Raw genomic sequence first — 13757 nt, 5'->3', positions numbered from 1 at the left:
GGGCTGATTGAGCCATGGACAAGAAGAAGGTCATGATCATGCTGGGGCTGGGGTTGGTGGCGGTCGTCACCGCTCTGGCCGCTATGAGCATGCTGAAGGGCAGCCCTGCCCCGCAGGTCCAGGCCGCCCTGCCCGTCATCGTGGTGCCCAAGGGTCCGCGCGTGCTGGTGGCGCAGCGTTCGCTGCAGCCCGGCACGATCATCACCAATGACGCCATCAACTTTCAGGAATGGCCCAAGGACATGGTGAACGGCGCCTATTTCGTGGACGGCAAGACCGACATGAACAAGCTGCTGGGCACCGTCGTCCGCTTCCCGATCACCGCCGGTCAGCCGCTGACCACCGGCGCGCTGGTGGCTCCCGGAGACCGGGGCTTTCTGGCCGCCGCGCTGGGGCCGGGCATGCGCGCGGTGACGATCACCGTTTCGGAAAAATCCGGCGTGGCCGGTTTCGTCTTTCCCGGCGACCATGTCGACCTGATGCTGACCACCGCCGTCAAGATCCCCCAGACCCAGAATCAGGGCCCTGCGGCCGACACCCGCGATCTCTACGCCACCGAAACCATTCTGAAGAACCTGCGCGTGCTGGCCACCGACCAGTCGACCGAGCAGGAAACCAACAATGGCAAGACCATCGTTCACACCTTCCACACCGCCACGCTGGAAGTGACCCCCAAGATCGCCGAAAAGATCGAGGTGGCGCAGCAGGGCGGCGCGCTCAGCCTGGTGCTGCGTTCGCTGGCGGACAATCAGAGCGATCTGGATCACGCCATCGCCAATGGCTCGGTGAAGCTGCCCGAGGGCGCCACCAAGGCCGATGAGGCCCGCGCTCTGGCCAGTGCCGGAAACAATGGTCCGGCCTCCGCCGCCGGTTCGCGCGCCACGCTGATGGGCGGCCGCCTCAGCGAGGGCCGGTCGAACGACGGAGCGGCGATCCAGCCCGGATCGACCTTCGCCACCGCCGGCGATGTGTCGCGCTTCCAGCGGCGCGCCCTGCCTTCGGGCGGCGGCTCGGTCCGCGCGCTGGCCAGTGGCCCCCAGGTGCGGGTGATGCGCGGCAGCGACACCAAGGACGTTGATATCGGCAGCGGATCGGGCGGCAGGTCGCCCATGTCCGCCAACGCAGCGCAGGGCATGCCGCCCGCGCCTGCGGCCAATCCGGTGAATTGAGAAGGGTGGATCATCCCATGAAGAACCGTTTCCTCTCCCTTCTCCTGTCGGCAGGCGCGATCAGCGCCCTGTCGCTGGGTGTGGCGGGCACGGCGCAAGCCGCGCCGCGCAAGGCCCATCATCCTGTCCGCAAGGCGGCGGCCCCGGCCGTGCATGTCGGCACGCGGGCGCCCGATTACGGCGTTCCGGCCAGCGGCACGATCAGCAACCCCACCGGCCAGATCGTGCTCTCGATCGGGCGCGGCCAGCTGGTCAATCTGCCCGGCACGATGAAGGATGTCTTCATCGCCGATGACAAGATCGCCGATCTTCAGGTCAAATCGAACCACCAGCTCTACCTTTACGGCAAGAGCAGCGGCGAAACGACGATCTACGCCAGCAATGCCGAAGGCCGCGTGGTGTGGTCCGCCAACATCCGCGTGGGCAACAACATCGACAACGTCGACCAGATGCTGCGCGTGGCCATGCCCGAGGCGCATATCGCCACCTCGACGGTGGGCGCAAGCTCGGTCCTGCTGACCGGCACCGTCGCCGCGCCGGAGGACGCCGCCGAGGCCACCCGCCTGGTGCAGGCCTTCATGGGCAAGGACGCCAACATCATCAGCCGCCTGCGCACGGCCACGCCCTTGCAGGTCAGCCTGCATGTGCGCATCGCCGAGGTCAGCCGCACGCTGACCCGCACCATCGGCACCAATCTGACCGGCGCCTCGTCCAGCACCAATGGCGTGCAATTCGGCATTTCGCGCGGGGACAATCAGGGCACGATCACCAATCCGCAGGGCTATCTGTCCTCGGGCCTCGCCAGCGGCACCTACACCCGCGCGCCCACGGTCTACAATTTCCCCGGCAATCTCACCGGCTCCACCGCGATCTCGCTGGGCACCAAGTTCCTTGGCCTGTCGCTGCTCAGCTCGCTGGATCTGGGCGAATCGATCGGTCTGGTCACCACGCTGGCCGAACCCAACCTGACCGCGCTCTCGGGCGAGACCAGCACCTTCCTGGCGGGTGGCGAATATCCCATCCCCATGTCGAGCGGGCTGGGCACCGTCTCGGTGGAGTTCAAGAATTACGGCGTCTCGCTGGCCTATACGCCCACCGTGCTGTCGGACGGGCGGATTTCGCTGCGCGTGCGGCCTGAAGTGTCGGAACTCTCCTCGCAGGGGGCGGTCAGCTTCGGGGGCTATTCGGTGCCCGCGCTCACCATCCGCCGCGCCGAAACCACGGTGGAGCTGGGCTCCGGCCAGAGCATGATGATCGCCGGGCTGCTGTCGAACAATGCCCAGCACACCATCACCAAGCTGCCGGGCGCGGGCGATCTGCCGGTGCTGGGCTCGCTGTTCAAATCGACGAACTTCCAGCGCGGCGAAAGCGAGCTGGTGATCGTGATCACCCCCTATCTGGTCAAGCCGGTCAACGCCGCGGACATCAAGCTGCCCACCGACGGGTTGCAGAACCCCACCACCACGCAGGAGGTGCTGGGCAACATGCTGACCGACGGCAAGAGCGGCGCGGCGCGCCCCGGCCCGACCTCGGGCGACAATGGGTTGCCGCCGCGCGTGGGTCTTGGCGCTCCGGCGCAGCAGGCCCCGGGCGCTGCTCCGGCAGCGGCGCAGACCTACGCCGATCCGGCCCCTGCCCCGCTGACCAAGCGTCAGGCCAAGGCGGCAGCCAAGGCCGCGAAGCAAGCCCAGCAGGCTTCCAACGCCGCGCCCGCGCCATCGCCCAAGGGTGATGCGCAGGCCCCCGGCTTCTCCCTGAATTGAGCGAGGCCACGATGCGTTTCATTCCTCACGCCGCGACGAAAGCAACCGCAGGGCTGGCTCTGACCCTTGGCGCCCTGTCTCTGGCCGGTTGCGGCGGCACCGCCACCAACCGCCTGATGGTGCCGCAGCACCAGCCGGTCGTCACCCATGCCAGCTTCTCGCTGGATCTGGCGCAAGGCAATGACGGGCTGGCGCCCGCCGAAAAGGCCCGCCTCTCCGGCTGGTTCGACGCGATGGGCCTGCGTTATGGCGACCAGATCGCCATTGACGATCCCGCCGCCAACCCCCGCACCCGCGCCGCTGTCGCCGATCTGGCCTCCGCGAAAGGCCTGATGGTCTCGACCCAGCCGCCGCTGGCGCAGGCCGCGCTGGAACCGGGCACGCTGCGCATCGTGCTGACCCGCGCCAGCGCCACCGTGCCGGGCTGCCCGGACTGGTCCGCCAATTCGGAAACCAACACGATGAACGCCCTGCATCCCAATTTCGGCTGCGCGGTGAACAGCAATCTGGCCGCCATGGTCGCCAATCCCGACGATCTGCTGCACGGCGCCCATTCCGACAGCAATCCGGTCGCCACCAGCAACAAAGCGATCGCGTCCTATCGCGACGTGAAGCCCACCGGCGGCGGCGGCGGCGCGTTGCCGGCAACCAGCAGCAAGGGGAACTGAGCCATGAACGCGCCGTGGAAAGTCGGCCAGCAGGCCCGCGAACCCTTTGCCGCCTTTTTGAGCGACGATGCCAGCCTCGATGTGCTGCGCCCGCTGGTCGCTGATCTGGGCTGGACCCCGGAAAAGTGCCAGCGCGGCGGATTGCGCAATGCGGTGCAGGCGCTGGCGGTTTCCTCCAGCCCGCATATCCTGATGGTCGACCTGTCGGAAAGCGGCGATCCGCTCTCGGACATCAACGCCCTGGCCGAGGTTTGCGAACCGGGCACGGTGGTGCTGGCGATCGGCCAGCTCAACGATGTGCGGCTCTATCGCGATCTGCTCTCCAGCGGCATTCACGATTATCTGCTCAAGCCCTTGCAGCCCCATGCCGTGCATGAGGCGCTGCTGAGCGCGCAGGCCTTCTTCTCGCAGCCGCGCCACGAGGAAGGCGGCGAGGCCCGCCATATCTCCACCGCCGTGATCGGCACGCGCGGCGGCGTGGGCGCCTCCACCCTGGCCACCTCGCTGGCCTGGCTGTTCGCCACCGACCACAACCATCCCACCGCCCTGCTCGATCTGGACATCCATTTCGGCACCGGCGCGCTCAGCCTGGATCTGGAGCCGGGCCGGGGCCTGACCGACGCCATCGAGAACCCCAGCCGCATCGACGGCCTGTTCATCGAGCGCGCGATGATCCGCGCCAATGACAATCTGGCGATTCTTTCCGCCGAAGCGCCGATCAACCAGCCGCTGATGACCGATGGCAGCGCCTTCCTCCATCTGGAGCAGGAGTTCCGCAACGCCTTCCAGATGACGGTCGTCGATCTGCCGCGCAACATGCTGATCAACTTCCCGCAGCTGCTGGCCGACGCCAATGTGGCGATCGTCGCCACCGAGCTGACGCTGGCCGGCGCGCGCGATTCGATCCGCATCCTGTCCTGGCTGAAGGGCAATGCCCCGCATATCCATGTGATGGTGGTGGCCAACAAGGTGCAGGTCGGCACGATCGAGATCAGCAAGGCCGATTTCGAGGCCAGCATCGAGCGCAAGATCGATATGCTGATCCCCTATGACTTCAAGGCCGCCACCCACGCCGCCAAGCTGGGCCAGACCTTCGCCGAAGCCAACCGCGCCACCAAGGCGGGCATGGCCATGCGCGATCTGGCTCAGGCGGTGCGCGCTGTCGGCTTCGTGAGCGAGGGTGCGCCCGCCGCCAAGAAGGAAGAGAAGAAGTCTCTGCTCGGCAAGTTCGATCTCAAGTCGATCCTGCCGAAAAAGGGCAAGGATCAGGGCAAACCCGCCAAGGCTTCGGCCTGATCCGCGGCGGGGCGCCTTGTAGGCCAGATGCTTGTTAAGAAAGTGATGCCTCACGATGGATAGCGTGCAGATCGTTCTGATCGTGCTGATCGTGGCCCTGCTGGGGGGCATCGCGGTGCTGGCGCTGGGCGGCCCCGATCCGGGCAAGGAAAGCGCGCGCCGCCTGCAATCGCTGCGCCTGCGCCATTCCGACAGCGCCAACGCCCGCATGGAGGCGCAGATGCGCCGCGCCGTGGCCGCGCGCAAACCCAACATGCCGCGCATCGCCGGTTCCGCCAGCCGCAGCGAGGCGCTGGCCCTGCGCCTGCACCGCACCGGCCGTGACTGGACCGTGCAGCAATATCTCTATGCCTGCGGCGGCATCACCGCGGTGATCGGCCTGCTGGTGCTGCTCAAGAGCGGCAGTCTGGTGCTGGCGCTGGCGGTGGGCCTGATCGTGGGGGCGGGCATTCCGCATATGGCGGTGGGGATGCTGATCGGCAAACGCCTCAACCAGTTCGTGTCCAAATTCCCCGACGCCATCGAACTGCTGGTGCGCGGCCTGCGCTCCGGCCTGCCCGTCACCGAGACGCTCAATGTGGTCTCCACCGAAATCCCCGGCCCGGTGGGTCAGGAGTTCAAACTGGTGACCGAACGCATCAAGATCGGCCGCACCATGGAGGACGCCCTTCAGGACACCGCCGACCGGCTCAACATGCCCGAATTCAGCTTCTTCTGCATCACGCTGGCGATCCAGCGCGAAACCGGCGGCAACCTTGCCGAAACACTGGCCAATCTGGCCGACGTGCTGCGCAAGCGCGCCCAGATGAAGCTGAAGATCAAGGCCATGAGCTCTGAATCCAAGGCATCGGCCTATATCGTGGGCTGCCTGCCCTTCATGGTCTTCATCATGATCTGGACGGTGAACCCCACCTACCTCTCAGGCTTCTTTTCGGACCAGCGCCTGATCGTCACCGGCGTGGGCGGCCTGATCTGGATGGGCATCGGCGCCTTCATCATGGCCAAGATGGTCAATTTCGAGATCTGAGGGGCGCATGGACCATCAAATTCACAATGGCATGCTCTTCGGCGTGGATGTGGTGTGGCTCGGCACGATCCTGGCCGTGATCGCCGCCGGGCTGGTCGTCGCCGTGATCTACATGGCGCTGACCATCCGCGACCCCATGGCCAAGCGCGTGAAGGCCCTGAACGAAAGGCGCGAGGAGCTGAAGGCGGGCATCGTCGCCATCAACCCGAAAAAGCGCGCCCAGCTGGTCCGCCGCTCGGAAACCACCGACCGCATCCGCACCATCCTCAACAAGCTGAACGGCCTGCAGGACAGCCAGATCCAGGAGGCCACGCAGCGCCTGGCGCAGGCGGGCATCCGCAACAAGGAACTGGCCGTGGTGGTCATCCTTGGCCGCCTCGTCGCCCCCATCGTGCTGGGCGGCATCGCGGCGTCGATCATCTATTGGGCGAACTACTTCCCCGAATGGTCATCCTTCAAGCGCTTCATGGGCTTCGCCGCCGCGCTGGGCGCGGGCTACAAGGGGCCCGACATCTATCTCAACAACCTCATTTCCAAGCGCACCGCCGCCATTCGCAAGGGCCTGCCCGACGCGCTGGACCTGCTGGTGATCTGCGCCGAGGCAGGCCTGACCGTGGACGCCGCCTTCAACCGCGTGGCCCGAGAACTGGGCCGCGCCTACGCCGAGCTGGGCGACGAATTCTCGCTGACCGCCATCGAGCTGTCGTTCTTGTCGGAGCGCCGCCAGGCGTTTGAAAATCTGGCCTATCGCGTGCAACTTGACGCCGTGCGCGGCGTGGTCACCACCATGATCCAGACCGAGCGCTATGGTACGCCGCTGGCCTCCGCCCTGCGCGTTCTGTCGGCGGAGTTCCGCAACGAGCGCATGATGCGCGCCGAGGAAAAAGCCGCCCGCCTGCCCGCGATCATGACCGTGCCGCTGATCCTGTTCATTCTGCCGGTGCTGTTCGTGGTGATTTTGGGTCCGGCAGCGTGCTCGATCGCGGATGCATTCTCGAACGGGTCGACCAAGCCGCATTAAGGGGTTCAGAAAAGGTAAGGTGCGAGGGCCATCGCCCTCGCGCTCCCTTTAATGTCTGCCTTGCGTTTCGGGTTCGGCAGCAGAGCAAGGTCGCCGCGCCGCAGGCTTTAAAATGCCCGCGCACCTTCTCGATCATGGGAAACTGCCTGCGACGCCTTGCCTTGCGCAGGTGGAAAGTTGGCGCGCTACGACCGGGCGCCGCAGCCCTATCGCCGGAAGACGGAATGGGAGCGCGAGGGGGTAACCCCCTCGCATCTTCCTTTTTATCTTGCGTGAAACGGATAATCCGGCAGCCCGTCCAGCGCCGCGCGCAGGGCGTCGCTCCACCCGGCGGAGAGGCTGCGATACCATGGGTCGGCATCGGTGATCCGTATCTCGTGCAGCGGCTCGAACTTGTCTTTCGCCACCACCAGCAGGTCCAGCGGCATGCCGACCGACAGGTTGGCTTTCAGGGTCGAATCGAAGCTGACCATCATCAGCTTCACCGCATCCTCGAAGCCCATCTTGCGGTCGTAGCCGCGCAGGATGATGGGGCGGCCATATTTGGTCTCGCCAATCTGGAAGAAGGGCGTGTCGAAGCTGGCCTCGATGAAATTGCCTTCGGGGTAGATCAGGTAGAGGTGCATCCCCATGCCCTTGATCTGCCCGGCAAGGATCAGCGTGGCGCCGAACTGGCCGGAGGCTTCGGGGCCATTGTCCTCGTCGCGGTCGGCGATGGTTTCGCGCAGCAGCTTGCCGACGTGTTCGGCCATGGCGAACATGGTGGGCAGCTGGAGCAGGTCGTTCTTGCGGTCGGCGCGGGCCTTATTGCGTTCTTCAAGGCGCGCGACGACGGCCTGCGTGGTGGCGAGATTGCCGCTGGTCATCAGCGCGACCATGCGCTCGCCGGGCACCGACCAGCTGTGCATCTTGCGGAAGGTGGAGATGTTGTCGACGCCCGAATTGGTCCGGGTGTCGCTCATCAGCACGAGCCCGGCCTCCAGCATCATGCCAACACAATAGGTCATTTCGTGTTCCTGTTGCCGCCAGTCACGACCCGGCGTCGATTCGTTTCGCCGGGTTGCTGGGCATTCGCTCTTGCCGCGTCAAGCATAGTGTCGCGCATTTAACACCGCTTGCCGTGGCTGGATCGGGCAATGTACAGAGGTGTCAGCAGGTTAGAGCCGTCGATTATTGGGCCATCAATTGCTGGGCCACATCCAGCGCCACCGAGAGGCCAGCGCGGCCCCCGCCGGGCACAAGGCTGGTGACGGGCGCGGCCTCGGCATAATCGGCGCCAAGGGCGACGCGGACATAGCGGCTGTCCGGGCAGATTTCGTTGGAAGGATCGAAGCCCACCCAGCCAAGGCCGGGAATATGCGCCTCGGCCCAGGCGTGGCCGGCATCCTGCGCGGTGCCGGTGTCCATCAGCAGATAGCCCGAAACGTAACGCGCGGGCACGCCCAGCAGCCGCGCCGCGCCGATAAAGACATGGGCATGGTCCTGACAGACGCCCTTGCCCAGTTCCAGCGCCTGTTCGGCGGTGGTGGTGGCATCGGTGGCGCCCTTTTCATAGGTCACCATCTCACCCACCGCGCGCGACAGGGCGTGCAGCGTATCGAGCACATTGACATCTTCCAGCGGAAAGTCGCGGGCCAGCGCCTTCAGCTTCGGGCCAGGTCTGGTCAGCGCGGTCTGGTTGGTGAAGAGCCAGAGCGGCATGAAACCGGCATGCGGGCCGACCATCCCCGCCGTATCGCGCACCTCGACCAGAGCGCTGGTGGTGATGGCCACTTCTTCCACGTCATTGCCGAAGGAAATCAGCGTGGTGGCATTGCCGTTGTGGTCGTCATAAGCCGCCTCGATCACACCGCCATCCACGGCCATCTGCCATTCCAGCACATCCTGCACCGCGCATTGGCGCGGCCGCAACCGCAGGCGCTGCACCCCGTAACGCGCCGGATCATCGAAGCGATAGCGCGTGGTATGGCTGATGGCGATGCGCATGGGGCGGCTCCTGCCTTACTCGGTGAAGCGATAATCGGCGGCGATGGCGTCGGCGATCTGGCGGTTGGTGTTGATGAACTGGGTGATGAATTCGTGCAGACCGAATTCGAAGATCTGCGCGATGCCGGTCTGCTGCAAGCGGGCATTCGCCTGACGCAGCAGCTCGTGCGAGGGCGCGGCCTCGCCATAGCCATAGGCCAGGCTGGCCATGTTGCTGGCCAGCTTGTCATAGCAAAAGGCCAGAGAGCGCGGGAAACGCCCGTCGAGGATCAGGAATTCGGCGATGCCCTTGGGATCGAGCGCGCCGGCATTCATCCAGCGGAACGCCCGCTCGCCCGAGACCGAGCGCAGCACCATCTCCCACTGCGCATTGTCCAGCCGCGAACCGACCCAGGCCAGCGAGGGCAGCAGCACATGATATTTCACATCGAGGATGCGCGCGGTGTTGTCGGCGCGCTCGATATGGGTGCCCATATAGGCGAAATTGTAGATGTCGTTGCGCAGCATGGTGCCTTCCATCGCGCCGCGCACCAGCATGGTCTGGCGGCGGATGGTGTCGAGCGCCTCGCCCAGATCGGCCTCTCGCACCGGGCGGGAGAGCACCTCTTTCAGGATCATCCAGCTTTCATTGGTGGCTTCCCAGACCTCACGCGTGATGGCGGTGCGGACCATGCGGGCATTGGTGCGCGCATTCTCCATCATGGCCAGCACGCTGTCGGCATTCTCGGGTGAGCGCAGCACGAAATTGGTGATGATATGGCCGCTATGCTCAAGGCCGGTGGCGGCGAAAGCCTCCTCCAGCCCCAGCGTGATCAGCACGCTGCGCCATTCATCGCTGGCAGCGGAGAGCCCGCGGGTCAGCGCCATGCGGAAACCGGCATCAAGCATGCGCGCGGTGTTCTCGGCCCGCTCCAGATAGCGGAACATCCAGAACAAGCCCCAGGCGGAACGACCCAGCATCAGACGTTATCCCCCATCATTCCGCCAGCACCCAACTGTCTTTCGTGCCCCCGCCCTGGCTGGAATTGACCACCAGCGAGCCTTTCTTGAGCGCCACGCGCGTCAGCCCCCCCGGCGTGATGTTGATTCCGTTGGGCGACACCAGCACAAAGGGCCGCAGATCCACATGGCGCGGCGCCAGCCCCGCCTTGGTGAAGATCGGCACGGTGGAGAGCGACAGCGTGGGCTGGGCGATGTAATTTTCCGGACGTGCGCGCAGCTTCTTCTCGAAGGCCGCGATCTCGCTCTTGGACGAGGTCGGGCCGATCAGCATGCCATAGCCGCCGCTGCCGTGAACCTCCTTCACGACCAGTTCGGGCAGATGATCCAGCACATAGGCCAGTGAATCCGCCTCGGCGCAGCGCCATGTCGGCACGTTCTTCAGGATCGGCTTCTCGCCGGTGTAGAACTCCACGATCTCGGGCATGAACGAGTAGATCGCCTTGTCGTCCGCAATGCCCGTGCCCGGCGCATTGGCGATGGTGATCCCGCCCGCGCGATAGACATCCATGATGCCGGGCACGCCCAGCACGCTGGAAGGATTGAAGGTCAGCGGATCGAGGAAATTATCGTCCACGCGCCGGTACAGCACATCGATCGCCGTCCAGCCCCGCGTGGTGCGCATGCAGACGCGGCCATCGACAACCCGCAGATCGCCGCCCTCGACCAGTTCGGCGCCCATCTGGTCGGCCAGAAAGGCATGTTCGAAATAGGCGGAGTTGTAGATGCCCGGCGTCAACACCGCCACGGTGGGGCGATGGCCATTGGCGGCAGGCGGCGCGCAGGCGGCAAGGCTGCGGGCCAGCGCGCGCGGATAGTCCGACACCGGCTGAACCTGCACCTTGCTGAACAGTTCCGGAAACATCGCCATCATCGTTTCGCGGTTCTCCAGCATATAGGAGACGCCGCTGGGCGTGCGCGCATTGTCCTCCAGCACCATGAACTCATCGGGCCCGGTGCGCACCAGATCGACGCCGACGATATGGGTGTAGACCTCTCCGGGAGGCGTGAAGCCCACCATCTGGGGCAGAAAGGCCTCGTTCCCCTTCAGCACGCGCTCGGGCACCTTGCCGGCCTTCACGATCTCGCGCTTGTGATAGAGGTCATGCAGGAAGGCGTTGATCGCGCGCACCCGCTGCTCGATGCCGACGGAGAGCTTCTTCCACTCATCCGCCGTGACAATGCGCGGGATCATGTCGAAGGGGATCAGGCGCTCCTGCCCGGCATCCTCGCCATAGACGTTGAAGGTGATGCCGGTGCGGCGGAAGAAGCTTTCGGCCTGCTTGCCCTGCTTCATCATCCAGCGCGGGTCCTGCGCATCGTACCACTCGCGATAGCCGGCATAGGCGGGGCGGACCTGCCCCTGGCCATCGATCATCTCGTCATAATGCGAGAAGGTGGTTGTTGTCATCGGCACCCCATCAGGCAGCAAAACCGCACGCCGCCTCGTTGCCAGGAAGCTGCATGAAACCAAAGGCCTTGCCAAGCGTCATTGCTGCACTTGCGAAACTTATTTTTTCGGGGCAGGCTCCCGCGCAACTTTCGGTCACCCCGTGCATTTCGCCTTCGGAAATCCGCGCCGCCGCCCCGGCCACTCTTGCGGAACGATAGGCGAACGCCCATAACCTCCCCATGGCCGAACTGATCATCCGCCGCGGGCTGGAAGAGCCCGACACCTCGGGCAATTTTGTCCCCCACCGCCCCGCGCGCCCCGAGAAGGTGGAGCCTGGCAAGGCGCTGCGCATCGTCAGCGAATATTCCCCCGCAGGCGACCAGCCCACCGCCATCGCCGATCTGGTGCAGGGCATCAGCGCGGGCGACGACACGCAGGTGCTGCTGGGCGTGACCGGCTCTGGCAAGACCTTCACCATGGCGCAGGTGATCGAGGCGACTCAGCGCCCGGCGCTGATTCTGGCCCCCAACAAGATTCTCGCCGCGCAGCTCTATGGCGAGATGAAAAGCTTCTTCCCCGAAAACGCGGTGGAATATTTCGTATCCTACTACGATTATTACCAGCCCGAAGCCTATGTCGCCCGCTCGGACACCTATATCGAGAAGGAATCCAGCGTTAACGAGGCCATCGACCGGATGCGCCACTCCGCCACCCGCGCCCTGCTGGAGCGGGACGATGTGATCATCGTCGCCTCGGTCTCCTGCCTCTATGGCATCGGCTCGGTCGAAACCTATTCGGCGATGATCTTCGATCTGGAGGCGGGCAAGGATCAGGACCAGGGCGAGATCATCCGCAAGCTGGTCGCCATGCAGTACAAGCGCAACGATGTGGCCTTCGCGCGCGGCAATTTCCGCGTGCGCGGCGACAATCTGGAGATCTTCCCCAGCCACTATGAGGACATCGCCTGGCGCATCAGCTTTTTCGGCGATGAAGTGGAAAGCATCGTCGAATTCGATCCGCTGACCGGCAAGGCGGGCGCCAAGCTGGACAAGATCCGCGTCTACGCCAATTCGCACCACGTTACCCCCGGCCCCACCATGCAGCAGGCGATGCACGCCATCCGCTTCGAGCTGGAGGAGCGCCTCAAGGAGTTGAACGCCGAGGGCAAGCTGCTGGAAGCCCAGCGGCTGGAGCAGCGCACCAACTTCGATCTGGAAATGATCGCCGCCACCGGCTCCTGCGCGGGGATCGAGAACTACAGCCGCTTCCTCTCGGGCCGCCTGCCCGGCGAGCCGCCACCGACGCTCTTCGAGTACCTCCCCGAAAACGCGCTGCTCTTCGTGGACGAAAGCCACCAGACCATCCCCCAGATCAGCGCCATGGCGCGCGGCGACCACCGCCGCAAGATCACCCTGGCCGAGTACGGCTTCCGCCTGCCCAGCTGCATCGACAACCGACCTCTGCGCTTCAACGAGTGGGAGGTGATGCGCCCGCAGACCGTCGCCGTCTCCGCCACGCCGGGCAGCTGGGAAATGGAGCAGGCAGGCGGTGTGTTCGCCGAGCAGGTGATCCGCCCCACCGGCTTGATCGACCCGCCTGTGGAAATCCGCCCGGTGGAAGATCAGGTGCAGGACTGCATCGCCGAATGCCGCAAGACCGCCGCCGCCGGTTATCGCACGCTGGTCACCACGCTGACCAAGCGCATGGCCGAAGACCTCACCGAATTCATGCACGAAGCGGGCGTGAAGGTCCGCTACATGCACTCGGACGTGGAAACGCTGGAACGCATCGAGCTGATCCGCGACCTGCGCCTGGGCGTCTATGACGTGCTGATCGGCATCAACCTGCTGCGCGAGGGCCTCGACATTCCCGAATGCGGCCTCGTCTGCATCCTCGACGCCGACAAGGAAGGCTTCCTGCGCAGCGAGACCTCGCTGGTGCAGACCATCGGCCGCGCCGCGCGCAACGTCGATGGCCGCGTGATCCTCTATGCCGACCGCATCACCGGCTCCATGGAACGCGCCATGGCCGAAACCGACCGCCGCCGCGAGAAGCAGCAGGCGTATAATCTGGAACACGGGATCACCCCCGCCACCATCAAGCGCAACATCCATGACATCGTCGCGGATACGGCCTCACGCGATGGCGTGCTGGTGGACATCGAGGACGATGGGATCAACAACCTCGTCGGCCACAATCTGCGCGGCTATATCGAGGATCTCGAAAAGCGCATGCGCGCCGCCGCCGCCGATCTGGAGTTCGAGGAAGCAGGCCGCCTGCGCGACGAAATCCGCAAGCTGGAGGCGACCGAGCTGGGCCTGCCGGATTCGGAGCATAAGGCGCCGATTGTCGGGCGGTCGAATGAAGGAAAGCCGGGGACCAGAAAGACCCGGTATGGGAAGATTCAGAAGAAGTGGGGGAAGTAAAAGGAAGAT

General features: G+C 65.1%; 12 protein-coding genes. 7 read left to right on the top strand and 5 right to left on the bottom strand.

Annotation, left to right across the window (positions count from 1 at the left end; genetic code table 11):
* The first annotated feature begins 14 nt into the window (after positions 1-14).
* Genes cpaB through SR3_RS21565 form a run of 6 tightly spaced genes read left to right on the top strand, consistent with a single transcriptional unit; the run spans position 15 to position 6944 of the window.
* Complete coding sequence (gene cpaB, locus SR3_RS21590; RefSeq protein WP_084455803.1) at positions 15-1169, top strand: Flp pilus assembly protein CpaB; 1155 nt, start codon at positions 15-17, stop codon at positions 1167-1169.
* A gap of 17 nt (positions 1170-1186) precedes the next feature.
* Positions 1187-2932, top strand: a complete 1746-nt coding sequence (locus tag SR3_RS21585; protein WP_068090592.1) for a type II and III secretion system protein family protein — start codon at positions 1187-1189, stop codon at positions 2930-2932.
* Positions 2933-2943: 11 nt separating this feature from the next.
* Positions 2944-3600, top strand: coding sequence for a CpaD family pilus assembly protein (locus tag SR3_RS21580; protein WP_068090644.1), 657 nt, complete (start codon positions 2944-2946; stop codon positions 3598-3600).
* A gap of 3 nt (positions 3601-3603) precedes the next feature.
* Positions 3604-4896, top strand: coding sequence for an AAA family ATPase (locus SR3_RS21575; RefSeq protein ID WP_068090591.1), 1293 nt, complete (start codon positions 3604-3606; stop codon positions 4894-4896).
* 55 nt (positions 4897-4951) lie between these two features.
* Positions 4952-5923 (top strand): type II secretion system F family protein, encoded by a 972-nt coding sequence (locus SR3_RS21570; RefSeq protein WP_068090587.1) that lies wholly within the window; start codon positions 4952-4954, stop codon positions 5921-5923.
* A 7-nt stretch (positions 5924-5930) separates the two neighbouring features.
* Positions 5931-6944 carry a type II secretion system F family protein gene (locus SR3_RS21565; protein WP_068090584.1) on the top strand — a complete coding sequence of 338 codons (1014 nt, stop codon included), beginning with the start codon at positions 5931-5933 and terminating at the stop codon, positions 6942-6944.
* 263 nt (positions 6945-7207) lie between these two features.
* Here SR3_RS21565 and SR3_RS21560 read toward each other — a convergent pair whose 3' ends face one another.
* The 5 genes from SR3_RS21560 to SR3_RS31515 all read right to left on the bottom strand — a co-directional run bounded on the left by SR3_RS21560 (position 7208) and on the right by SR3_RS31515 (position 11578).
* The gene (locus SR3_RS21560) at positions 7208-7951 is read right to left on the bottom strand and encodes a peptidase (RefSeq protein WP_068090583.1); all 744 of its coding nucleotides are present in this window, start codon (positions 7949-7951) and stop codon (positions 7208-7210) included.
* Positions 7952-8114: 163 nt separating this feature from the next.
* Positions 8115-8930, bottom strand: a complete 816-nt coding sequence (locus SR3_RS21555; RefSeq protein WP_068090581.1) for a transglutaminase family protein — start codon at positions 8928-8930, stop codon at positions 8115-8117.
* Between the two features lie 15 nt (positions 8931-8945).
* On the bottom strand, positions 8946-9890 hold the full coding sequence (locus SR3_RS21550; protein ID WP_068090580.1) for an alpha-E domain-containing protein: 945 nt from the start codon (positions 9888-9890) through the stop codon (positions 8946-8948).
* A 16-nt stretch (positions 9891-9906) separates the two neighbouring features.
* Positions 9907-11340: a circularly permuted type 2 ATP-grasp protein gene (locus tag SR3_RS21545; protein WP_068090643.1), complete on the bottom strand. Its 1434-nt coding sequence runs from the start codon at positions 11338-11340 to the stop codon at positions 9907-9909.
* Between the two features lie 10 nt (positions 11341-11350).
* A complete protein-coding gene (locus SR3_RS31515) occupies positions 11351-11578 on the bottom strand; it encodes a hypothetical protein (RefSeq protein WP_157099025.1) in 228 nt (75 codons plus the stop codon).
* Between SR3_RS31515 and uvrB the strand changes: the two genes are divergently transcribed.
* On the top strand, positions 11562-13748 hold the full coding sequence (uvrB, locus tag SR3_RS21540) for an excinuclease ABC subunit UvrB (RefSeq protein ID WP_068090579.1): 2187 nt from the start codon (positions 11562-11564) through the stop codon (positions 13746-13748). The genes SR3_RS31515 and uvrB overlap by 17 nt on opposite strands.
* Positions 13749-13757: the final 9 nt, after the last annotated feature.

Origin of the sequence: Novosphingobium rosa NBRC 15208 (genome assembly GCF_001598555.1) — a bacterium.
In the GTDB taxonomy this organism is placed as follows: Bacteria; Pseudomonadota; Alphaproteobacteria; order Sphingomonadales; family Sphingomonadaceae; genus Novosphingobium; species Novosphingobium rosa.
The sequence above is the reverse complement of the archived record's forward strand: the minus strand, read 5'-3'. Positions and strand labels throughout refer to the sequence as shown.